The organism is Stenotrophomonas sp. 8(2023) (assembly GCF_030345295.1).
GTDB lineage: Bacteria > Pseudomonadota > Gammaproteobacteria > Xanthomonadales > Xanthomonadaceae > Stenotrophomonas > Stenotrophomonas muris.
In genome coordinates, this window is the sequence record NZ_CP128404.1 from 1928012 (window position 1) to 1946572 (window position 18561).

Below are 18561 nucleotides of genomic sequence, written 5' to 3' on the forward strand. Positions count from 1 at the left end.
GCCTGTAAACTTCCCGGCTGCATGGCCCCGTAGCTCAGCTGGATAGAGCGTCCCCCTCCTAAGGGGAAGGTCGCCCGTTCGAATCGGGCCGGGGTCACCAGAATCAATAGCTTAGGCAAACTCAGTGGGCGGGATTTCCCACTGTTTCCCGCATATCCACAGGATTTGGTCCCAGTGGTCCCAGCGGTCCCGCCTAGTACCTGAGCTTTGCCACGGCGCCATCGTCGCCCTCAGGCGTCAGGTGGGCATAGAACTTCTCGGTCGTGGCGTAATCAGCGTGCCCGGCCAGAATCTGCACCCTTCGCAACGGAACTCCGGCCATCACCATGTGCGCGCAGAAGGTGTGCCGTAGCCGGTGGAGGCTGCCGCCGATCCCCGCTCGCTTAGCATCGGATGCGAACCAGTCAGACACGGTGTCCTTGTGCACGGCCACCAGCGGATCGGGAAGGTGGCGCAGCGCCCAGCGCGCATACCGGTTGAGTGGCACCTCGCGCCATTTGCCCGACTTCGTGCGCCCCTGGCCATGTTCGTCTGGCTCGCTCTCGACCCTGAGCCTGCTCCCTGCCACCGAATCTTTGCCCAGTCCAACCAGCTCACCGCGGCGCAGACCCGTGTGGGCCATGAACAGCCACAGGGGTGCCCGGGCGGGGTTCGCCCGGTACAGCTTGCGCATCGCGGCCCGGTCGTAGAACCGCACCGCCACGCTACGAACGCCCCGCGGTGCCCGGGTTTCCTCCAGCGGATTGAAGTCCAGTTCTTTCCACTGGACGCCACGCCGGAACGCGGCCTGCAGCCTGCGCACTTCCTTCCCCACAGTTTCCGGTGACACCTTGTCCTTGGTCAGGCGGTCCGACTTGTAGGACTCCATTTCCATCGGGCGCAGCGTGTCGATGGGGCGATGGCCGAAGCGGGCCATAAACAGCCGAACCTCGCTCTTGGCCTTGCCGTGCGTGGTGGGGTGCTCGGCCTTGTACCACTCCAGGTAAGGCTCCAGGAAGTCGCGGACCGTGGGCAGCCGGGGAAGAATGCGTACTCCATGGGTCAGTTCCGCTTCTTTCGCTGCTCGTACGCCCTCAGCTTCGCGTGGGCTGACGCGACCAATGGCGACACGGCTTCGCTTGCCGCCTTCCCGCCAGTTGAGGTACGCGGCGCCATCGCGCCAGAAGATTGTGACCTTGACCATTGCTTGGAGCCGTAGATTGCAGAGTAGAGGGCAGCCTTCTCGTAGAGCTTCTTGCCCATGAAATTTCGGGGTTCGATGCCGTAGTCGGCGATGTTCGAATCGAACTGGCTTCGCGACACGCCGCAGTAGTGCGCGGCCTCGTCCACGGTCAGCCAGTCCTTTCCGACGATGTCCAGCTTTTCAGCAGCTCCCATCGGGTCCTCCTTCAGTTCGTGGCCAGCGCAGCGCGCAGCTGCTCGGTGGCGGTGTTCATGCGATCAGCCCCAGCGGTAGGCCGGGCTGCTGTTGTCGGATGCGGGTCTGCGCGATCGCCGCGTATTCGGGGTTCAACTCGCAGCCCAGCCACTGCCGGCCGAGGCGTTCGGCAACCACCGCGGTTGTGCCGGCACCGATGAACGGGTCCAGCACCAGGCCGCTCACCCCCGGGCCTCGCGCCGGGCTTCGGCCAGGATCTCGCGCAGGTCGTCCTGGACCTTGCGGTCCTCGCCTTGGGCGACAGCGGCGGCCACAGCGCGCTCCAGCGCGTAGACCCGGTCGTTCGGATGGATGTACGTCATGGCAGAATCGGCTCCAACAGGGACGGGGGTGCAGCGTGGTGGAATACTTCTGGCGGTTGGTGGCGGGTGCGCTCTCTTGCGATCCTCGTGCGCCGACCTGCGTTATCGACTGGGACGTTGTCTCCGCAGTGGCGACAGCCTCCGCAGTAGTCGTGGCCATGGGGGCAATCTGGGTAGAGAACAAGCATCGAAACAACGAGCGAACCCGGGCCGATAGAATCCGCAAGGATGATCTGGACGCAGCTCTGAGGCGCGAAGAGGCCGAAGCTGAGCGAATTGCCCAAGCTCGAAAGTCGCGGGCCAGGCGCCTCGCGAAGATCTTTGATCGTGAACTGACTGAGGCAGCGAGGCATCTGACCACGCTGAGTAAGCTGCTGGAGGGTGCTACCGCGAAGAACATCTCCCAGTTCGAAAAAATCTATGCAAGACCGCTGGCGCCCGACGTGTTTAGGATGCACGAGCGGTTTCTTGATCAGCTTGACGTGTTTCCCGACATGCTGGCCATCTCCATCGTCAACAACATGACCAACTGGTCGAGCATGCCCCTGTTCTCTGAAGGGCTGGCCCAATCTCCCGGCATAGACCTGCTTAGAGTTCGCAACAAGGTGCTGACCGATATCGAAGCGCGCCTGGCGCTCTTTGGCGAGACGAAGCAAGAGCTCCTGCAGTACTTCGCCGACCTCCCGGGGCTTCAGTCTTTCACCTTCGACGAGATCCGAACGATGAATGAAGCAGATGCGGAGCGGCGTCGGCAGCGACGGGAAGGTGGCGGCAATTCGTAGGTGTGTGTATGAGCAAGACCTCATGCCCCCCCCAGTGCCATTAGGTCGATGTCGTCCACCCTGTCGCGCAGGTAGCGGCGCGCGCGGCGCAGGTGGCCGGCGATCACGGCTCGATCGTCATGGGCGAAGAAGGTCAGCACGTGCATATGCAGTGCACGGCGGTGGTCGCGGCGGTACAGGCGCCAGGTGATGGCGCTGCCGTCGACGGTCGGGAACCGGCCCCAGGCGAAGCCCATGGTCTCCTTGGGCGCACGGCGGGCGATGTGGCGGCTCATGCCTCTGCTGCCTTCTTGCCACCGCGGCGACCGTGTCCACCCTCAACCACCTGGCGGCGGCTGATCGTGCTCTTGTCGATGCCGCTGTTGCCCAGGATCTGAACCTTGCCGCCGCCCGCCTCAAAGCGCGCGATATCGCTGGCCAGCCTCTGTCGGTCCTGCTCCTTTTCGCGATCGGTGGCGCCGCTGAAGACGGGCTTCACGTGAATACTGGCCATGCTGCTGCTCCTTCGTAGACCCAGCGACGCACGGTCCCGAACGGGACGCCCAGCGCGGCGCTGATCTGGTTGACGGTGTTCCCGCTGGCCCGGAGCTGCCGGGCGCGGCGTTTGGTGATGGCCGGCCAGTACCGGGCGTGAGGTTGGCGCGGTACCGGCATCCCTTGGCAGCGGGCCATGTCCTGGACCGCGCGGGGAGAGCGCCCGAGGGCAGCCGCAACGGTCATCGCGTCGCGGCCCTCCATCTGGCGCAGGGCCCGCAGTTCGCTGGTGCGCCAGAACTCCATCACGCGGCCAGCGGGTACTGGTCGGCCGCATCCCGCAGGCCGTGGATCATGGCCCGGCACATGTCCGGGAACTGCGCTTGGTCGTAGAGCTTCGCGGCACCGGTGGCGTTGATCGGCTTGAACCCCAGCAGGGCCAGACCGTCGGCGCTGATCGAGAGCGGGGCGATGCGCGCGTTGATGTCGCCGAGCTTGATCTTGACCACCTCGCGCGGCGCGGCGTTCGGTGCCCGGGCGCTCGTCACTGCCGTCGGAGCGGTGCGCACCGCTGCCGCAGTCGCTGCCGGCGCGGCTGCCACCGGTTCGGTCTGCTGCTGGGCCGCGGCTGTCTGCGCTGCCTGGGCGGCCTGCTCAGCGGCGGCGGCCTTCTGCGCGCGCTCCTCCTCTTCCTTCCGGATCTTCTCGCGCTCGGCGTCCAACCGATCCTGCTCCGCCTGCTGATGCTGGGAGATGCGCGCCGCCATCAGGTTGCGCAGGTCCTCGGCCGACTTCGTGGAGCACAGCTGCACGCGGTCGGGGAACAGCGCGGCATGGGTGCCGACCTCCATTTTCATCACGCGAATGTTGGCGCGGACCCGCTCGGCCGACTGGCTGGCATCGACCTTCGCGTTGGCGGCGACGGCATCCACCGCTTCCTGCATGCTGGTGAAGGAACGCTTGCCCTTCATCGCCTCGGCGATGTCGGCAACCAGCGTGGCTGGCATCGGGATGGCGTGCTCGCCGAGCGTTTCGTTGATGGCCAGCACGTGTTGCTGGACTGCGCGGCGGGCGGCGTTGCCGATCTCGGTACGGCGTTCGTCCTTGCGGCGCTTCACCAGCCTCTCCAGGTCCAGACGCTTGGCCCGGGCCTCGGCGGCGATGTCATCGATCGTGCGGAACAGCAGGTCGATGCTCTCGGTTTGGCTCAGGGCATGCTGCTTGGCGGCCTTCAGCTGTTCCTCGATGTTGCCGCACCACTTCACGGTGGTCTCGGCATCGGCGAAGTCCTGATCGCTCACCAGCTCGGTGCTGATGCCCTGGAACACGGCGATGGCCTGCGTCTTCCATTCGGCCAGGTTCGACGCAGTGACCATGCCGGTCACTTCGATGCGTAGGGCCGGCATCTGGTCCGGGGCGCGGCCGGCGGCCACCGGCTCGGCCACGGGTGCCGGGTCGTAGGCCATCACGTCGGCATCGAACTGCGCCCAGCCGGCCACGATCTTCGCGCGCAGCTCTGGGTTCGGGATGTACCAGCAGTGGCGCGCCTCGACCAGCTCGTCACCGTTCCACTTCGACGCCATGAACAGCACGCGCTCGGCGCCACTGACCATGGCCTGGTGCTCCATCTGCACCTGGTAGTGCAGCGGCAGGCAGGCGTCGCCGCCATCGACCGGCATGGCCAGCCGCAAGTCGTCGTTCAGCGACTTGTGTTCGAAGGCCTTGTCCTCCAGCAGGGTCAGGCCGTCGAAGCTGGCCGAGAACTTGCCGTCGACGCCGACGCAGGGGTACAGCTCCTCGCCAATGATCTGCTCGGCCAGCGGCCGGGCCAGGTCTTCGAAGCGGTGGCCGTCGGCGAAGCGCTGCAGTGTGGCAGCGTCGTGCTCGATGGCCGCGCCGGTGGCGAACTCGCGCAGCAGCTGGCTGCGAGTCCTGTAGGGGCTGCAGCCCATCATTGCCGGGGCGTCACTGGCGTTGAAGTGGCTGGCACGGTGGGCATGCCATTCCGGGGTGCCCTGGATCAGGTTCACGGTGCGCATGCTCAGCCCTCCACCGCGGTCTGGGTCAGGCCGCTGGCAGCCGCAGCAACACCGCTCTGCGGCTCTCCTTCGCCCTCCGTTTCGTCCTTGGGCGGGTTGCGGATCTCCTGCAGCTGGTCGGCGGTGAAACGCGCACGGGTCTGCAGCGTGGCGATCAGGTCTTCGGCGGACTTCTTTCCGCTGGCGATGATGTCCCACCACTTCGGCAGGTTGGCCGCGAAGTCGGCTTCGGAATAGAGCGGAAGCTGCTTGTCGGCCTGGCCCTCGATGGCGACGCGCGGCTGCTCGTTGCTGGCAGCACCTGCCTGCGGGATGTCCATGACCTCTTCAGCGATGGGCATGCCACGCAGGACGTCGGGGAATACGTCGCGCAGGGCGAAGGCACGGGCACGCATCTGGCGCATGCGCTTTGGGTACTGCGTCCAGGGACCGCTCTTTCCCAGCAGGCCGGCTACCTTGGCATCGTCCATGCTGAAGGTGCGGACCTCCTCGGACTCGCCGCGGCGCTTCACGCGGCACACAGCGGTGCTGCCGTCGTCCGCCTCGGTGATGTACTCGCACAGCGGGGAGCTGCGCACCAATGCGATGACCGCATCACCCCAGAGCGCGGGGCGCCCGTTGATGATTGCCAGGTTCTGCAGCGCCTGCAGCGGCTTCAGGCCCAGCTCGGCGCCCCACTGGATGGCGATCAGGCAGTTGGCCGGCTTGCCCTTGAAGTCCTTCGGGACCAGGTCGCTGTCGGCGAGGTAATCGCAGAAGGTCAGGGCCTGCTCGAAGGTCTGCGGGCTCAGGTCGAACTGCTGGCGCGGCTGCGCGGCGAGGCCGGTTTGCGGCTGCTGCTGTGCGGCGGGAAGGTTCATGTCTATGGATCTCCGGCCGGCAGGGGCCGGCGTGCATGGAATAGGGGTGGAGAGGGCCGGTGCTGATCTCCGGCATGGCCTGGTGCGGACTCGAACCGCCTTCGCTCGATCTGCTGGCCTAGCAGTCAGGGGACCGCCCCATCACCGGAGTCGAACCGGCACGTGCTTCACCGCGCGCATCAGCCTGCGCATTCCTCTCCGTAGAACTCAGGCGGCCTGCTGCTGCTCGGCGACCTTGTGGTACGGGTACTTCTCCGGGAATGGCTTGATATACGCGCCGAAGTGCTTACCGATGGACTCGGCGTCCTTGAACGCCAGGAACTCTTCGGCGCTGAAGTTGGCGTAGTGGTAGAGCGAGCCGGGACCGCGCTTGTCGCCATAGCCCCTGGTGAAGCGGATGGCGAGGGTGTTGGTGTCGGCGTCGTGGCCGATGCTGTGGATCTGGCTCGACTGCACGTCCAACAGCGCGATGTGATTCCGTTCCGGCATGGTGCGGGTCATGGTGTTCTCCTGGGCGGGTAGAGAAGTGCCCGTCTTTCCGGGCTGTCAGCCCTGCGCCACAGGGGGAAGCGCAGGGCAGGGGGATCAGGCAGCGAGGTCTTCCTGCTGCGTGGTTTCGTTGGCCTGGCCGGGCTGCAGGGTCAGGACCACGTTTTCGCGGACCAGCGCTTCGGTCAGTTCAGCGACTTCGTCGGGGGTGACGCTGGCCGAGGCCTTGAACGACAGCTCCACACTGCCGCCTTCCTTCGGGGCGATAACGAACTTCTTCAGCTTCACGTCCACCAAGAAGATCGGTTGCGTGCTGTCCAATTCGCCGTCGATCTGCAGTTCGAAGCCCTTGAATTCGTGGCCCACCTTGATGGGCTCCAAGCTCGGGATCTTGATCTCGGTCAGGTGGTCGCCGATGGTCGGCAGCGACTGCTGCTCACCCTTGCCCGGCTTGCGGAACAACGCCTTGCGCAGTTCCTTGTCGAAGTGGTCCAGCACCAGGTTGCTGGTGCTGGTGGTGATGGAAAGGTCGACCGCCAGGTGCCGCTCATCGCCGTGCTTCTCGATGCGCAGGTTCACGTTGGAGACGGCCGCCGGGTTGTTCTTCAGGTGGAACATGTAGACCTCGTCGGTTGAGCCGGCCGGGCCGGCAGTGGGTTACTGCAGGTCTTCCGCCGGTACCGGCATGGCGGGGGTCATGGACTGGATGCTGCTGCGGCGTTCGGCCAGCGCCGGCTCGGCGCGGAACCATTCCAGAGCGGTCTGATAGGCAGCGCCGGCCAGTACCGCGCGGGCCATCAGCAGCGATAGGTAGTTGCCGTGCATCACGGCCAGCAGCGCGCCGGCGGCAGCGAAGCCGCAGATAAGGCCCCACATCAGCACCGGCGCGACGATGTAAGCGAGGCGGCGGTTCACGACATCACCGCCTTCAACATGTCTTGGAAGATCAGCACGGCGGCCGCGCCGACGATGAAGCCGATCAGCGCGCCGTAGGCGATGAACTCGATCGACATGCGCACGGTTTCCTTCCGGATTGCGTGTTCGAAGCTCATGCGGCCTCCGGGCCAGGCTGGTTGCTGAACTCGTCGCGGTACTGGCGGCGCAGCCGCAGCGCGTTGTCGACCACCGACAGGCCTCGATAGCCCCGGCGCTGCTCGGCATTGAGGCGCTGGAACAGCGGTGCCGGGCTCAGGCCGGTGCAGGCGATCGCGTCGCGCACGGCCTGGAACTCGCGGATCTGGCGAACGTTGGTGTTCATGCGATGGCTCCTTCGGTTGCGTGCTGGTTGCTGGCGATGAGGCGGGCAATCTCGGCCCTTGCGGCGCGCAACCGGTCGCGGCGGTACTCCGCCCAATCGCAGACCCGGTCGGCGTGGATATCGCGCTCGCCCTTACGTGCGGCGGTGCGGTCTGCACGGGCGCGGTGTCGGGAGAGGGATTGGCTGATGACCTCGATCTCGTCGTCGAGGACCTGGAGGGCGGTGGCGCTCATGCCGCGCGCTCCGCAAGCAGATGGTCGATGGCGCCGTTGGCGGACAGACCCTTGTCGTCGGCTGCGTCCTCGATTTCCTCGTTGACGTGGGCGTCGCGGGCCTCGCGGATCAGGGTCGCGAAGGCGGTGTCCTGCTGGGCATCCAGCAGGCGGGCGGCCTTGGCCCAGAAGGCAGGCGACTGGAAGCCGAAGGTCTGTTCGAGCATGGCCGGCGCGGCGCGCAGGGCTTCCAGTGCCGTGCTGTCGATGGCCGCCTCAGCGGCGATGCGCGGATCTTCGCGGTTCTCCCAGGTTGCCTGGGCGCGGTGGGAAGCTGAATTGAGGGCGGTGTGGTCCATCTCGGGCTCCGGCGGTCCAGCACGGGTTGCTGGGCGAGGAGCGCATTAAACACCCTGTGTAATCATGAAGTCAACACCATGTTTAACAGCGGGCAAAAAAAAGCCCCGGCCGACTGCCGGGGCTCTTTTCGGGGGCTAGAAGGATCGTTGCCCGCCGTACTTCTCAAGGAACGCGGCTTGCCCCGCGTCCGTTCGGACCGAAATATGCCCTTCTGTGATGCTGGTGCCCATGCCTCGGTAGTCAATGTTGAGGTCGGGCTTGCGCCATTCGGCTTCAATTCGCTCGAACTTTGCTCCTATACCAGTCTGCACCGGGCTGCGTTCCAGCTTCTTTGGCTTCCCATACTTGGCAGTGAGATCCGAGAGCAGCTGCTCTTGTACGGAGAATCCCGCCGTTGAGACCAGCACACTTTGGACGATGCCGCCAACGATATCCACATAGACACTTTCCACGCCATTGGGCGCGGTTTTACTGTCGATGTGCGCGATCAGCTCCTTTGTTCCGGTCAGGTCAATAGGGTCAGTGCCAGGCGCGTAGCCAAGAGATGTAACGCACACTTGGCCAGAAGGATATCGATAGCTTCGGCTTCCGAAGGACACCTCAAATGGGCACTCCTGCGGTGGTGCGCCGCCGACCTGAATTCCTAAGAAGTTTCGCTCGTCCGCCCGCGCGACCGACGTCCCTGCAACAGCTGCCAGAATCAAAATTGCTGCCGAAAGATCCCGTTTCATGAGTACTCCATCATTGAATTTCTAACCAGGCCAGCGTCATCGAATGCGATGCCCTCGACTCTGCATTCTCGTCCTCGCTCCATCTTGGCGAGCAAGGACTCCAGCTCAGTGTCCTGAAGGCACTCCACTATCCCATGTACGTGGGTCGTCTCCTGGCGCACCAGCCACATCAGTGAATACATGCGACCTAGGTCTCGGATCCTGGAATAGAGGACGTCACGCTGCAGCGCGTTCAGCGCGTCAGGCTGGTTCTTCTCGGGATTAACCAATGCAAGGCGTCGAACCCGCTTCCCGGTCCTGGCCCCTAGAGCGGCTGCAACCGCCGCAGCCATGCCGCGCATTTCCTTCTCGCTCACTGACATCGTCGTTCACCCTCCGGACCGGAACTTGGCGATGACGTTGCGGCCTGCAGTTGCCAGGTCCTTCTCTCCCCCTATCCCAGATGCCCAGCGTTCCACGACCTCCGCTGTCGCGATATCGATCAACCTCTCGCGATCTCCTTCAGGGATAGGGTCTAGGACCATGTCATCCACATAATCGATCAACCTCACCGTGGTGGCGATGATCTGACGTTGCAGTCCCGCAGATTGAGACGCAGGCACCTGGCTGATGCCTACGTGCATCGGTAGGGTTCCCTCTAGGATCCATGTCGAGCTAATTCCCAGGGCTTGTTGCGCCTTGGACGCTCCTTGGGCACTCACGCCCGTAGGCCGGACCTCCCAGTTCTTAACGACCTGCGGAGATTGCCCGATTGCTCGAGCGAGTTCCGACTGGCCACGTATCGCGGGGGTCAGACGTTCGGCAGCTTCGTAAAGCCGCTTCATAGATGGGTGCATGGCAGACATGCCCCATTTTCCCGTTACTAAACAGCACGTTGTTACACGCCGTGTTGATTCGATTGACGCCACGTTAAACATGGCGTTTAATGCCCGTATGAACGCCAAGAACCCGACGGATGTGCATCCCGATTCCCTGCTGATCGACCAGCTGGGTGGCCCTTCGGTCGTCGCGCGCGCGCTCGGCTATGACACGCGCGGCGGTGTCCAGCGAGTCCACAACTGGAAGAGCAGGGGCATACCCCCCCTTATTCGGATCACCCGTTCCGACGTCTTCGAGCTGCCGCCGGCCAACGACGAGCAGCAGGAGGCGGCCTGATATGGACGGCACTCCCGTGGTGAAGATCCACGCCTTGGTGGTCACCGCCAAGGGCCTGTTTGTCGATGACGAACACGGACTCATCGAGCCCGATGAGTTCCTGATCCCGGTGACGGAAGACGCCTGGCTGGTGATGCGTCGTTCGGCTACATCCCGACGGCATTTCGAAGCAGCAGGAATGCAGCTGGCCAGTTTTTCAAGCCCGCGTCCACCAACTGCGTGGCAAGGTGTTTTGTGGTCTCGGCGGGCAGCTGTCGAAGCTGATCGAGCAATCGCTGCTTTTGAGTCTGGGGCAGGTCTGACTCCAGGACTTTCGCTTCGATCAGATGACGGAGCGTCTCTTCGTGGAGCTTGATCGTGACCACGCCAAGAATGGCCCCGAGCCCGCCGTCGCCGGCGAGGAAGTCCATTCCCTTCGCAGTGATCTTGGCAAAGGAAAGTGTCAATCGGCCATCCAGCCTCCTCAGGCGGACTTCCATCAAGCCGTGCTCGGCCAAATAAGTTGCATTGACCAGCAGCCGGTTTCCTTCCCCATGCGCGGGCAAGGAGGCGACGTCGGCGTCCTCTGGGTACAGCGTCGCCAGCTCCTGCAGAAGCGTTTCCTAAAAGCCCCTGTCCAACAGTTCCATGTCGCCCTCCTTGCGGGCATCGGCTGTGCGTGTGGTGACCGCAGCCTACCTCAAGGAGGGCGACTCCCTTCATCCCTGATGTGACGTTGTCCATGGCGCCATCCTGCGCCGCCGCTGTCGCCCAGTCTCCAATCGAGTACCCCGCCCATGAATGTCACCGATGCCGCCTACGACACCGTCCACCAGTACCGGGGCGGCAGCGAGGCCCTGGCGCCCAGGATGGGCATGTCCGCCGCGACCCTGCGCGGCAAGGTAAACCCGAACACGGACCGCAACCTGCTCAGCCTGCAGGAGGCGGACACGCTTATGGCACGGACCGGGGACTACCGGATCCTGCATGCGCTGTGCGCAGAACACGGCTTCATCGCCCAGCGGGTCGACGCGCCTGAGTCGGGCACCCTGATCACCGCACTGCTGTCGGCTGCCGCCGCAAAGGGCGACCTGGCCGAGCTGGTCTCGGAAGCGATGGCCGATAACCGCATCACCCCGAATGAGGCTGATGCCATCGCGCGCGCCTGCCAGCAGGTCATGGCCGCGCTTGTGCAGGTCAGCCAGCACGCTGAGGCAGCGGCGGAGCGGGGTGGGGTATGAGCGTAACTGCCCGCGTATTCGCGCCAGTTACGGCACGCAATCGGCGTGCCCGTGCTACAGCATGGGTGTCCGCCCAACGAGGGGGACACCCCGTGAAAATACTACCCAATACGCTCCGGCAGCTGCAGCGCTGTCTAGACGTCATCGCCAGCAGCGAGCCGATGACCGACACCGAACGTGCGGACCACCGCCGGAGGTGTGCCGAGGAGCAGGCCAGGGCTGAAGCGCGGCGCGCCGGAGACACGGCCCCTGATCTTCTGGGGGAAAAGTAATGGCCCGCATTCGCTCCATCAAACCTGAGTTCTGGTCCAGCGAGCAGGTCATGGAATGCTCGCCGATGGCTCGGCTGCTCTTCATCGGTCTCTGGAATTTCTGCGACGACGGCGGCAATCACGTCGCCAGCGCCAAGACCGTGAAGGCTGAAATCTTCCCCGGTGACGATATCTCCTCGACGGATGTTCAGGGAATGCTCGACGAGCTGTCGTCGAATTCCCTGATCGCCTTCTATAGCAACGGCGATAAGCAGTATCTGCACGTCACAGGGTGGAAGAAGCATCAGAAAATCGACCGTCCCACCTACAAGCATCCCTCATTCTCGAACGATGATCGTCGAGGGCTCGACGAGTCCTCCCCCCCCGGAGTGGAGGGGAGTGGAGAGGAAGGGAAGGGAAAGGGAGAAAAGCCCCCCCATACCCCCCCGGCTGCCGCCGGTGGGGCAATCGGTGGCAAATCTGGCCAGGGCAAGGGCGGCCGGCCCAAGCGCGAGAAGACCACCTTCACCGCCTTCATCGACGCATGCCGCGCAGCCGGCGAGCGGCCTATCCGCACTGATGACCCGATCTTCGACTTCGCCGAGGACGCTGGTATCCCGCGCGAATTCGTGGCGCTGGCCTGGCGCGAGTTCGCCATCAAGCATCGGGACAGTGGGAAGCTGCAGAAGGACTGGCGTGCCCATTTCCGCGATGCCGTGCGCCGGAACTGGTTCAAGCTCTGGTGGTGCCCGCCTGCAGGCGGCTGCGAGCTGACGACCAGTGGCGTCCAGGTCAAGCGCGAGCGCGACGCTGAGCGGGAACGTGACCGCCAGGATCAGCGGGCGCAGCAGGAGCAGGCTGCGTGAGCGCGGTGCCCGACTACTTGGACAACGTCGCACAGCTGCGCGTGCCGCCGCATTCCGTGCCGGCCGAACAGTCGGTCCTCGGCGCACTGCTGCTGGTGGGTGAATCGCTGGCTCAGATCCGCGACCAGCTGGCTCCGGAGGATTTCTACCGCCGCGAGCACCAGCTGATCTACCAGGGCATCTGCGGCGTGGCCGACCTGAAGCGGGAGGTCGACGTGGTGACCGTGGGCGACTGGATCACGGCCAATGTCGAGATCGGCGCGCAGGAGCTGGTGGCCACCGTCTACGATCTGGCCGGCAGCACGCCTTCGGCAGCCAACGTCCGCGCCTATGCGGAGATCGTGCGCAACAAGGCACTGCTGCGGCAGTTGATCGAGACCACCACCGACATCGCAGACAGCGCCTACAGCGCCAGCGATGACGAGGCGGAGGAGGTGGTGTCTGCCTCGGCTACGAAGCTGGCCAGCCTGACCGTGAAGTCGAGCGGCAGCGGCGGCTTGGTGATGGTGCGCAGCGGCGTGCAGAAGGCCTGGGACGAAATGGAAGCCCGGTTCCACGGTGAGGGCACGCAGGGCCTGGTGCCGAAGTGGAGCAGCGTGCGCCGCAAGATCCCGTACCTGGAGCCGACCGACCTGATGGTGCTCGGCGCCCGTCCGGCCATGGGCAAGACCGCGCATGCCCTGAACTGGGCCGAGGACGCGGCTGCCTGCGGCAGGAACGTCGCGGCCTTCAGCCTGGAGATGTCCGCCTCCCAGTGGAGCCTGCGCCTAATGGCGGCGCACGCCGGGGTCGACCTCAACCGCATGCGAGAGAAGGGCGCCCTGAACAATGACGAATGGGCACGGCTCTCGCAGGCCCGGAACTACATCCAGTCGCTGCCGCTGGCGATCGACGACTGCGGCGCGCTATCGGTCGATGCCTTGGCAGCGCGTGCCTCCCGCATGCACGCCAAGGTGCCGGGTGGGCTGGGCCTGATCGTGGTGGACTACCTGCAGCTGCTGACCGGCAAGGGGAAGTCGGAGAACCGGAACGATGAGGTGTCGTACATCTCGCGCCGCCTGAAGGGCTTGGCGAAGGAGCTGAATTGCCCGGTCATGGCGCTGTCGCAGCTCAACCGCGGGGTCGAGGCGAAGACCGACAAGCGCCCGGGCATGGCCGACCTGCGCGAGTCCGGCGCGATCGAGCAGGACGCCGACGTGATCGCGTTCCTGTACCGGGACGACTACTACAGCAAGGAAGCCTGCGGCGCGCCCGGGATCTCGGAGTTGATCGTTGCGAAGAACCGCCAGGGCGAGACCGGCACCTGCTACCTGCAGCACCGCCTGCAATGCAGCGCCTTCGATGACTACACCGGCCTTCGGCCGAACTACACCCTGAAGGGCACATCCACCGTCGGCAGTAGCGATGACGACTTCGACGTGCCGGCTTCGGGCCGACGCCGCCGTAGCCGGCGAGACCTTGCTGCAGGAGACGACGCATGACCGTGATGACAGCAGCTGCGCGGAAGATCCGCGCGAAGCGGGCCAGCCGGCCCATCTATGCGACCTGCATGCGCCTGGTCGATCCGGCCACGGGCGAGGAAATTGGTGCGTTCGCCCCGAGCAACGACATCGATCGCAGGCTGGCCAAGGACCGGGGCTACAGGATCGGCCATGAGTACCGGCTGGAGATCAAGGAATCGCGCAATGCCGTGTTCCACCGCCTGGCCCACCTCATCGGCCACCTGTTGGTGGACAACGTCGAGGCGTTCCGAGATCTGGACGCACACGCTGCGCTGAAGCAGGTGCAGCTGGAGTCCGGCATCTTCTGCGAGATGGTAGAGATGGATGCCAGCCCGGTGGTCAAGGCACTGCTGGATGCTGCCGAGACGGTGCTCGGCGCGGGCGCGCGCAAGGTGCTGTCGGGTGTGCTGCCGGAGATCCGAACCATCCGGGTGAAGGTAGCGCAGTCGTTGGCCTTCGATTCGATGGAGGAGGAGGACTTCGCCGCCTTCTTCAAGGGCATCACCGCCTGGATCGGTGACCACTACGCGCACGTCATGCTGGACGACGTGCGCGCGGACTACTGGCGGATGGTCAACGGCCGGCAGCAGCAGAGGACTGCAGGATGACGGCTTGGACTTCCTGCAAAGGCGTCAACCAGGACCTTTACGCCCTTTGCGCCCTTGACCCGGAGCGGGAAGCTGTGAGCCAGGGGATTTCTCAGGCTTGGGAATTGGCGCTGGTTTCAGCTGAGGCTTCGGCTTCGGTGTCGGTGTCGGTTTCGGCTCTTGCTTCGGCTTCTGAGCAGGCTCTGGCTGCGGCTCCTGTTTCGGTTTCGGGGCCGCTGCCGGTTGGGGGCTCGGGGAGGCTGACTTCTTGTGCTTCAAATTCCGAGTCCTTAGAACATCCAGTCTGGCTTTACCCAGCTCAGTTAAGCCAATCGCTCCCTTCTGCGCGTGTCCGCTCTTCCGCAGCTGTTCGAGCGTTGGCGGTGACGAAGGAGGTTGGTGGTTGGCGACCTCTTCAAGAGAGGCAAGTTCAGCCTGTTCGTCGGCGGTCAGTGCCATTGCGATTCCATTCTTCTGAGAGGAGGCTCCGATCATGAAGCGCGGCCGCTCCACTGGCAACAAGACCAAGGGACAGCAGTCCCGATTCGACGCTATCAAGGACATTGGCTGCATTGCCTGCCTTGCGCTCGGCTTCGGCCACATGGGTTGCCAGGAACACCACCTGCTGGTCGGCGGAAAGCACGGCCAGCCCCGGCGCGGCCACGACTTCACGATTGGCCTGTGCCCGTGGCACCACGTCGGCGAGCCGATGGCCGGCCTCAGCCATTCCACCTGCGCCGAGCGCTACGGGCCCAGCTACGCACGCGAACCGCGGCGGTTCCGGCAGGAGATCGGCACCGACGACTACCTGCTGGACCTGCAGAACACCCTGATCGAACAGCACCTGGAGAAGACCTCATGGCGACCAGCCGCCTGACCTTTGGCATCGACCCTGGCCTGTCCGGGGCGGTGGCCACCCTGATCGACGGCGTGCCTGGCCCGATCCTCGATATGCCCACCCGCGACGTGGATGGCTGGAAGGAGGTAGATGCCCGCGCGGTGGCCACCTTCATCCGGGCCCAGCGCGACGCTCATCCCGGCGCCGAGCTGCAGGCCGCGCTGGAGAAGGTCGGGGCTCGGCCGGGGGATGGTGGTACCAGCGCCTTCCGGTTCGGGGACAGCTACGGCCAAGCCCGTGCGGTGCTGCAGGTGCTGGGCGTGCCGTACCTTCGGGCCATCCCGGCCGTCTGGAAGCGCCGCTTCGGCTTGATCGGCCAGGACAAAGACGCGGCTCGGCTGCTGGCAATACAGCGCTTCCCGGCTGCCGCGTTCCAGCTGCAGCGGAAGAAGGACAACGGCCGGGCCGACGCGCTGCTGATCGCCCTCTGGGCCGAGCACCAGCTGGCCATGGGCCAGGCCGCCGCATGACGGGCGCTGAGCTGCGCATGCAGAAGCGCTACCGGTCCTACGTGCAGAAGCATGGCCGCTGCTCAGTCTGCCAGTTCCGCGCAACCGGAGCCGAAGGTTTCCACTGCAAGGGCTGGCCAGAAAGGGCTGGCACCTGCGACACCGACAGCAAGCTGCCGGTTTTCCGATTCGATGACGCCGTACTGGAGGACATGCGCGATGCGCAACACTGATCCGCTGACCGAAGACCTGCGCCGCTGGGGCCACGCCCAGGTGAATCGGTTTGCCCTGAGCCGCGCCGACAGGAGCGTGCATGTCTTGGACAAGGTCCGCGACCACGCCCCGCTGACGCGGGAGCGGGCTATCCAAGATCTGGTTGGCCGCGACGGTACCGACCGACGCCGCCTGATGGCGGCTGGCGCTGGCGTTAAAGGCCTGAGCATCGTGCCCCTGTGGGCTGCAGATCCGATTCGCGCCTCCAACGACGCGGATCATCCTCATGACAACCCCGAAATCGCGGTCGATGTCGGCGTGCCGGATGAGCTGCGTTGGATCGATAGGGCGCTGGCATCGATGGAGCGGCAGTACCCGGTGCGTGCCCTGATCGTCCGGACCGAGTTCACTGTGTCGGCCAGCCAGGCGGTCAAGGCGCGCATGGTGGCCGAGAAGTATGGCGGCACGCTGTCAGTGTGGCAGTACCGCCGGGAGCTACAGCGCGGGGTAGACTTCGTGGGCGGCAGGATGGCCGCCTGAGCAAGCGCGTCCCATGAGAAGAAAATTTGAACACCAAAAGGTGCTGCCTCTTCAGCAGTTCGCTCAGATTCTCAACCGCGAACTGCGCCAAATGTCTGAGCACTGGTGGTTTTTCACCGAGCTGGATGGAGTGGGATTGCCATTCCCCCACGATCGACATGTTGTGCGGTTCTTTTATTCGACCAAATCTGCGCATTTTCGGTCGGCGATCCTTGGCCTTCATAACTCAGTGACCGACAAGTACGTCTCAATTCCTACGCTCGTTAAGCGAACGAACGGGAGGGCTGACCTCCAAACACTGAATGGTGCCGCCAAGGCATTGTTTGATGGACACGTAGCAGGTTTGGCGGGGATCAAAGACATCCGGGACAAGATGGTTGCCCATTGGGACGACAAAAATCTAGCCGAAGATGTCATGGAGCTGTCCAAAGTAGAACTCAAGCTTATCGACGGATTCGTCGAAGCGGTGGAGTCGTTCCGACCGCTGCTCACACAGATATCTGGTATTGAAGTGCTCCCTGTGTCCCGAGATGAGATCGGGGAATTTTCATTCAATTTGATGGCAGGTATTGACAGGTTGCACAGACAAATGCCCTAATTATGCAAATGTCAAGAATTGTCCCTGAAGCCCCGGCCCTGCGCTGGGGCTTCTGCGTTTCCGGGACCAAGAACACCGATCAGTCACCGCGCTGAAACCCCCTCCGCTCGCCGTGAGGCGATTGGGGCTGGCGTGAACGCAGGCGGGCGGTCTGCGCACGGCCCTTGGAGGCCGGGCAGCGCCTAGGCAGCGGTGGTGATCGGCCCTCTACGCCCGCAGCCCCCCGGACCAACCACACCCTCGCGCACTAGCCGGTTGCGGGGCGGGCACCTATTCAGGAGAGACCATGGTGAGCACCGAAACCGTAGCGGCCGCCATGGGCGCCGGCCAGTACGCGAAGCCGCTGGAGGATGCGTGCATCCAGTTCGGTATTGTGACCGCGCTTCAGAAGGCGCACTTCCTGGCTCAGGTCGCGCATGAATCGGATGGCTTCCGCACTGCCACCGAGTACGCCTCGGGCCGCGCCTACGAAGGCCGGGCCGACCTGGGCAACTTGCAGCCGGGTGACGGCGTGCGCTTCAAGGGACGAGGCCTGATCCAGCTGACCGGGCGCGAGAACTACGCGACCTTCAGCCATGCAATGGGGCAGGGCGATCTCTTCGTCCGCTCCCCTGAACTGGTTGCGCAGCTGCCTTGGGCAGTGGCAGCCGCTGGCTGGTTCTGGAAGCGTAAAGGTCTGAACTCGCTGGCCGACCGCGACGACGTGGTAGCAGTGACGAAGCGCGTCAACGGCGGCACCAACGGTCTGGAGGACCGGAAGCTCAGGCTGGCACAGGCCAAGAAGCTGTTCGGCCTCGCATGACGGCCGCCAAGAAAAAGGCCAAGCTCTCGCCGGTCAACCAGTTGCAGGGCGTGCTGGTGGTGCTGGAGAGCCAGAAGGCCAAGAACCCCACCGCCGAGTTGCTGCTGGCCATCCGCGAGATGGTCAGCGACGCGCTCGCTGTCCTGCAGGAGCCTGACCCGACCAAGCAGCGAATCGCATTCGTGCTGCTGGCAGTTCAGCAGTCCACCCAGGTTGCCATCAAGGAAGTGCGAGGCAAGCGCCTCACTCGCGTAACCATCACCGACCAGCAGCTCTACCACTGGGCGCTGGAGGAAATTCACTCACTGGCAGGTGCCGCATGACCTTCGCGACCCGCAACATTGGCGCCGCGCGCGTCGGCATCGCCGTGCTGGTGTTGTTCTTGCTTGGGATGGCCATGGCCGCCCTTATCGCAGTGGCCATCCCGCCGGAGAACAAGGACTCGTTCGGCATGCTGATCGGCGGCCTGAACAACGCTACGGGTATGGTCATCGGCTACTTCTTCGGCATGACCCGCAAGGGTCCAGGGGCCTGA

At 64.5% G+C, this 18561-nt stretch carries 32 protein-coding genes and 1 tRNA gene; 15 read left to right on the forward strand and 18 right to left on the reverse strand.

Going from position 1 to position 18561, the window contains the following annotated elements; translation table 11 throughout:
* Positions 1-23 precede the first annotated feature (23 nt).
* Positions 24-100 (forward strand) — tRNA-Arg (locus QP609_RS09055).
* A 93-nt stretch (positions 101-193) separates the two neighbouring features.
* Here the strand turns inward: QP609_RS09055 and QP609_RS09060 are convergent.
* The 4 genes from QP609_RS09060 to QP609_RS09070 all read right to left on the reverse strand — a co-directional run bounded on the left by QP609_RS09060 (position 194) and on the right by QP609_RS09070 (position 1740).
* Entirely contained in the window at positions 194-916 is a 723-nt protein-coding gene (locus QP609_RS09060; RefSeq protein ID WP_310762648.1) for a tyrosine-type recombinase/integrase, read from the reverse strand.
* A gap of 125 nt (positions 917-1041) precedes the next feature.
* Complete coding sequence (locus tag QP609_RS20885; RefSeq protein WP_310760068.1) at positions 1042-1377, reverse strand: hypothetical protein; 336 nt, start codon at positions 1375-1377, stop codon at positions 1042-1044.
* Positions 1378-1432: 55 nt separating this feature from the next.
* Positions 1433-1603, reverse strand: a complete 171-nt coding sequence (locus tag QP609_RS09065; RefSeq protein ID WP_289213944.1) for a DNA methyltransferase — start codon at positions 1601-1603, stop codon at positions 1433-1435.
* Complete coding sequence (locus QP609_RS09070) at positions 1600-1740, reverse strand: hypothetical protein (protein WP_164116115.1); 141 nt, start codon at positions 1738-1740, stop codon at positions 1600-1602. Before QP609_RS09070 ends, QP609_RS09065 begins: the two co-directional genes overlap by 4 nt.
* Before the next feature lie 38 nt (positions 1741-1778).
* Here QP609_RS09070 and QP609_RS09075 point away from each other — a divergent pair, with 38 nt between their 5' ends.
* On the forward strand, positions 1779-2522 hold the full coding sequence (locus QP609_RS09075) for a hypothetical protein (protein ID WP_289213945.1): 744 nt from the start codon (positions 1779-1781) through the stop codon (positions 2520-2522).
* 20 nt (positions 2523-2542) lie between these two features.
* Here the strand turns inward: QP609_RS09075 and QP609_RS09080 are convergent, their stop codons facing one another.
* The 13 genes from QP609_RS09080 to QP609_RS09140 all read right to left on the reverse strand — a co-directional run bounded on the left by QP609_RS09080 (position 2543) and on the right by QP609_RS09140 (position 9568).
* Positions 2543-2797, reverse strand: coding sequence for a hypothetical protein (locus tag QP609_RS09080; protein WP_289213946.1), 255 nt, complete (start codon positions 2795-2797; stop codon positions 2543-2545).
* Positions 2794-3015 (reverse strand): hypothetical protein, encoded by a 222-nt coding sequence (locus tag QP609_RS09085; RefSeq protein ID WP_289213947.1) that lies wholly within the window; start codon positions 3013-3015, stop codon positions 2794-2796. Before QP609_RS09085 ends, QP609_RS09080 begins: the two co-directional genes overlap by 4 nt.
* Positions 3016-3301: 286 nt before the next feature.
* The gene (locus tag QP609_RS09090) at positions 3302-5035 is read right to left on the reverse strand and encodes a lambda-exonuclease family protein (RefSeq protein ID WP_289213948.1); all 1734 of its coding nucleotides are present in this window, start codon (positions 5033-5035) and stop codon (positions 3302-3304) included.
* Between the two features lie 2 nt (positions 5036-5037).
* A complete protein-coding gene (locus QP609_RS09095; protein ID WP_289213949.1) occupies positions 5038-5895 on the reverse strand; it encodes a hypothetical protein in 858 nt (285 codons plus the stop codon).
* A gap of 207 nt (positions 5896-6102) precedes the next feature.
* Entirely contained in the window at positions 6103-6396 is a 294-nt protein-coding gene (locus QP609_RS09100; protein ID WP_289213950.1) for a KTSC domain-containing protein, read from the reverse strand.
* Between the two features lie 84 nt (positions 6397-6480).
* Complete coding sequence (locus QP609_RS09105) at positions 6481-7002, reverse strand: hypothetical protein (RefSeq protein ID WP_289213951.1); 522 nt, start codon at positions 7000-7002, stop codon at positions 6481-6483.
* Positions 7003-7041: 39 nt separating this feature from the next.
* Positions 7042-7299 carry a hypothetical protein gene (locus tag QP609_RS09110; protein WP_289213952.1) on the reverse strand — a complete coding sequence of 86 codons (258 nt, stop codon included), beginning with the start codon at positions 7297-7299 and terminating at the stop codon, positions 7042-7044.
* Positions 7296-7436: a hypothetical protein gene (locus QP609_RS09115; RefSeq protein WP_289213953.1), complete on the reverse strand. Its 141-nt coding sequence runs from the start codon at positions 7434-7436 to the stop codon at positions 7296-7298. Before QP609_RS09115 ends, QP609_RS09110 begins: the two co-directional genes overlap by 4 nt.
* Positions 7433-7642 carry a hypothetical protein gene (locus QP609_RS09120; protein WP_289213954.1) on the reverse strand — a complete coding sequence of 70 codons (210 nt, stop codon included), beginning with the start codon at positions 7640-7642 and terminating at the stop codon, positions 7433-7435. Before QP609_RS09120 ends, QP609_RS09115 begins: the two co-directional genes overlap by 4 nt.
* Positions 7639-7875 (reverse strand): hypothetical protein, encoded by a 237-nt coding sequence (locus QP609_RS09125; RefSeq protein ID WP_289213955.1) that lies wholly within the window; start codon positions 7873-7875, stop codon positions 7639-7641. The genes QP609_RS09120 and QP609_RS09125 overlap by 4 nt, the downstream gene beginning before the upstream one ends.
* The gene (locus tag QP609_RS09130; protein WP_289213956.1) at positions 7872-8213 is read right to left on the reverse strand and encodes a hypothetical protein; all 342 of its coding nucleotides are present in this window, start codon (positions 8211-8213) and stop codon (positions 7872-7874) included. Before QP609_RS09130 ends, QP609_RS09125 begins: the two co-directional genes overlap by 4 nt.
* A gap of 135 nt (positions 8214-8348) precedes the next feature.
* Positions 8349-8945, reverse strand: coding sequence for a hypothetical protein (locus QP609_RS09135; protein WP_146257366.1), 597 nt, complete (start codon positions 8943-8945; stop codon positions 8349-8351).
* A 368-nt stretch (positions 8946-9313) separates the two neighbouring features.
* On the reverse strand, positions 9314-9568 hold the full coding sequence (locus QP609_RS09140) for a hypothetical protein (RefSeq protein WP_146257368.1): 255 nt from the start codon (positions 9566-9568) through the stop codon (positions 9314-9316).
* Between the two features lie 211 nt (positions 9569-9779).
* Here QP609_RS09140 and QP609_RS09145 point away from each other — a divergent pair, with 211 nt between their 5' ends.
* Positions 9780-10100: a hypothetical protein gene (locus QP609_RS09145; protein ID WP_289213957.1), complete on the forward strand. Its 321-nt coding sequence runs from the start codon at positions 9780-9782 to the stop codon at positions 10098-10100.
* A 146-nt stretch (positions 10101-10246) separates the two neighbouring features.
* Here the strand turns inward: QP609_RS09145 and QP609_RS09150 are convergent, their stop codons facing one another.
* On the reverse strand, positions 10247-10579 hold the full coding sequence (locus QP609_RS09150) for a hypothetical protein (RefSeq protein WP_289213958.1): 333 nt from the start codon (positions 10577-10579) through the stop codon (positions 10247-10249).
* A 297-nt stretch (positions 10580-10876) separates the two neighbouring features.
* On the opposite strand from QP609_RS09150, the gene QP609_RS09155 reads away from it, so the two are divergent.
* From QP609_RS09155 to QP609_RS09210, 12 genes are all read left to right on the forward strand, one after another.
* Positions 10877-11320 carry a phage regulatory CII family protein gene (locus QP609_RS09155; protein WP_289213959.1) on the forward strand — a complete coding sequence of 148 codons (444 nt, stop codon included), beginning with the start codon at positions 10877-10879 and terminating at the stop codon, positions 11318-11320.
* Between the two features lie 271 nt (positions 11321-11591).
* Positions 11592-12437 (forward strand): hypothetical protein, encoded by an 846-nt coding sequence (locus QP609_RS09160; protein WP_289213960.1) that lies wholly within the window; start codon positions 11592-11594, stop codon positions 12435-12437.
* Entirely contained in the window at positions 12434-13918 is a 1485-nt protein-coding gene (gene dnaB, locus QP609_RS09165) for a replicative DNA helicase (RefSeq protein ID WP_289213961.1), read from the forward strand. Before QP609_RS09160 ends, dnaB begins: the two co-directional genes overlap by 4 nt.
* Positions 13915-14547: a hypothetical protein gene (locus tag QP609_RS09170; RefSeq protein ID WP_289213962.1), complete on the forward strand. Its 633-nt coding sequence runs from the start codon at positions 13915-13917 to the stop codon at positions 14545-14547. The genes dnaB and QP609_RS09170 overlap by 4 nt, the downstream gene beginning before the upstream one ends.
* 472 nt (positions 14548-15019) lie before the next feature.
* Positions 15020-15403 (forward strand): Ref family recombination enhancement nuclease, encoded by a 384-nt coding sequence (locus QP609_RS09175; RefSeq protein ID WP_289213963.1) that lies wholly within the window; start codon positions 15020-15022, stop codon positions 15401-15403.
* Positions 15385-15894 (forward strand): hypothetical protein, encoded by a 510-nt coding sequence (locus QP609_RS09180; RefSeq protein WP_289213964.1) that lies wholly within the window; start codon positions 15385-15387, stop codon positions 15892-15894. The genes QP609_RS09175 and QP609_RS09180 overlap by 19 nt, the downstream gene beginning before the upstream one ends.
* A gap of 17 nt (positions 15895-15911) precedes the next feature.
* On the forward strand, positions 15912-16106 hold the full coding sequence (locus QP609_RS09185; RefSeq protein WP_289213965.1) for a hypothetical protein: 195 nt from the start codon (positions 15912-15914) through the stop codon (positions 16104-16106).
* Positions 16093-16626, forward strand: a complete 534-nt coding sequence (locus QP609_RS09190) for a hypothetical protein (RefSeq protein ID WP_289213966.1) — start codon at positions 16093-16095, stop codon at positions 16624-16626. Before QP609_RS09185 ends, QP609_RS09190 begins: the two co-directional genes overlap by 14 nt.
* 13 nt (positions 16627-16639) lie before the next feature.
* Positions 16640-17224 carry a hypothetical protein gene (locus QP609_RS09195; RefSeq protein WP_289213967.1) on the forward strand — a complete coding sequence of 195 codons (585 nt, stop codon included), beginning with the start codon at positions 16640-16642 and terminating at the stop codon, positions 17222-17224.
* Positions 17225-17510: 286 nt separating this feature from the next.
* Positions 17511-18026 carry a glycoside hydrolase family 19 protein gene (locus tag QP609_RS09200; protein WP_289213968.1) on the forward strand — a complete coding sequence of 172 codons (516 nt, stop codon included), beginning with the start codon at positions 17511-17513 and terminating at the stop codon, positions 18024-18026.
* Positions 18023-18349 (forward strand): hypothetical protein, encoded by a 327-nt coding sequence (locus QP609_RS09205; protein WP_289213969.1) that lies wholly within the window; start codon positions 18023-18025, stop codon positions 18347-18349. Before QP609_RS09200 ends, QP609_RS09205 begins: the two co-directional genes overlap by 4 nt.
* A complete protein-coding gene (locus QP609_RS09210; RefSeq protein ID WP_043034789.1) occupies positions 18346-18561 on the forward strand; it encodes a hypothetical protein in 216 nt (71 codons plus the stop codon). The genes QP609_RS09205 and QP609_RS09210 overlap by 4 nt, the downstream gene beginning before the upstream one ends.

What these genes read in the sequence shown, in the direction of transcription:
- QP609_RS09060 (WP_310762648.1), bottom strand. Translation starts at nt 916, where the DNA reads ATGGCCCGCTTCGGCCATCGCCCCATCGACACGCTGCGCCCGATGGAA.
- QP609_RS20885 (WP_310760068.1), bottom strand. Translation starts at nt 1,377, where the DNA reads ATGGGAGCTGCTGAAAAGCTGGACATCGTCGGAAAGGACTGGCTGACC.
- QP609_RS09070 (WP_164116115.1), bottom strand. Translation starts at nt 1,740, where the DNA reads ATGACGTACATCCATCCGAACGACCGGGTCTACGCGCTGGAGCGCGCT.
- QP609_RS09080 (WP_289213946.1), bottom strand. Translation starts at nt 2,797, where the DNA reads ATGAGCCGCCACATCGCCCGCCGTGCGCCCAAGGAGACCATGGGCTTC.
- QP609_RS09085 (WP_289213947.1), bottom strand. Translation starts at nt 3,015, where the DNA reads ATGGCCAGTATTCACGTGAAGCCCGTCTTCAGCGGCGCCACCGATCGC.
- QP609_RS09090 (WP_289213948.1), bottom strand. Translation starts at nt 5,035, where the DNA reads ATGCGCACCGTGAACCTGATCCAGGGCACCCCGGAATGGCATGCCCAC.
- QP609_RS09095 (WP_289213949.1), bottom strand. Translation starts at nt 5,895, where the DNA reads ATGAACCTTCCCGCCGCACAGCAGCAGCCGCAAACCGGCCTCGCCGCG.
- QP609_RS09100 (WP_289213950.1), bottom strand. Translation starts at nt 6,396, where the DNA reads ATGACCCGCACCATGCCGGAACGGAATCACATCGCGCTGTTGGACGTG.
- QP609_RS09105 (WP_289213951.1), bottom strand. Translation starts at nt 7,002, where the DNA reads ATGTTCCACCTGAAGAACAACCCGGCGGCCGTCTCCAACGTGAACCTG.
- QP609_RS09115 (WP_289213953.1), bottom strand. Translation starts at nt 7,436, where the DNA reads ATGAGCTTCGAACACGCAATCCGGAAGGAAACCGTGCGCATGTCGATC.
- QP609_RS09120 (WP_289213954.1), bottom strand. Translation starts at nt 7,642, where the DNA reads ATGAACACCAACGTTCGCCAGATCCGCGAGTTCCAGGCCGTGCGCGAC.
- QP609_RS09125 (WP_289213955.1), bottom strand. Translation starts at nt 7,875, where the DNA reads ATGAGCGCCACCGCCCTCCAGGTCCTCGACGACGAGATCGAGGTCATC.
- QP609_RS09130 (WP_289213956.1), bottom strand. Translation starts at nt 8,213, where the DNA reads ATGGACCACACCGCCCTCAATTCAGCTTCCCACCGCGCCCAGGCAACC.
- QP609_RS09135 (WP_146257366.1), bottom strand. Translation starts at nt 8,945, where the DNA reads ATGAAACGGGATCTTTCGGCAGCAATTTTGATTCTGGCAGCTGTTGCA.
- QP609_RS09140 (WP_146257368.1), bottom strand. Translation starts at nt 9,568, where the DNA reads ATGCACGTAGGCATCAGCCAGGTGCCTGCGTCTCAATCTGCGGGACTG.
- QP609_RS09145 (WP_289213957.1), top strand. Translation starts at nt 9,780, where the DNA reads ATGGCAGACATGCCCCATTTTCCCGTTACTAAACAGCACGTTGTTACA.
- QP609_RS09150 (WP_289213958.1), bottom strand. Translation starts at nt 10,579, where the DNA reads ATGGAAGTCCGCCTGAGGAGGCTGGATGGCCGATTGACACTTTCCTTT.
- QP609_RS09155 (WP_289213959.1), top strand. Translation starts at nt 10,877, where the DNA reads ATGAATGTCACCGATGCCGCCTACGACACCGTCCACCAGTACCGGGGC.
- QP609_RS09160 (WP_289213960.1), top strand. Translation starts at nt 11,592, where the DNA reads ATGGCCCGCATTCGCTCCATCAAACCTGAGTTCTGGTCCAGCGAGCAG.
- QP609_RS09170 (WP_289213962.1), top strand. Translation starts at nt 13,915, where the DNA reads ATGACCGTGATGACAGCAGCTGCGCGGAAGATCCGCGCGAAGCGGGCC.
- QP609_RS09175 (WP_289213963.1), top strand. Translation starts at nt 15,020, where the DNA reads ATGAAGCGCGGCCGCTCCACTGGCAACAAGACCAAGGGACAGCAGTCC.
- QP609_RS09180 (WP_289213964.1), top strand. Translation starts at nt 15,385, where the DNA reads ATGGCGACCAGCCGCCTGACCTTTGGCATCGACCCTGGCCTGTCCGGG.
- QP609_RS09185 (WP_289213965.1), top strand. Translation starts at nt 15,912, where the DNA reads ATGCAGAAGCGCTACCGGTCCTACGTGCAGAAGCATGGCCGCTGCTCA.
- QP609_RS09190 (WP_289213966.1), top strand. Translation starts at nt 16,093, where the DNA reads ATGCGCAACACTGATCCGCTGACCGAAGACCTGCGCCGCTGGGGCCAC.
- QP609_RS09195 (WP_289213967.1), top strand. Translation starts at nt 16,640, where the DNA reads ATGAGAAGAAAATTTGAACACCAAAAGGTGCTGCCTCTTCAGCAGTTC.
- QP609_RS09200 (WP_289213968.1), top strand. Translation starts at nt 17,511, where the DNA reads ATGGTGAGCACCGAAACCGTAGCGGCCGCCATGGGCGCCGGCCAGTAC.
- QP609_RS09205 (WP_289213969.1), top strand. Translation starts at nt 18,023, where the DNA reads ATGACGGCCGCCAAGAAAAAGGCCAAGCTCTCGCCGGTCAACCAGTTG.
- QP609_RS09210 (WP_043034789.1), top strand. Translation starts at nt 18,346, where the DNA reads ATGACCTTCGCGACCCGCAACATTGGCGCCGCGCGCGTCGGCATCGCC.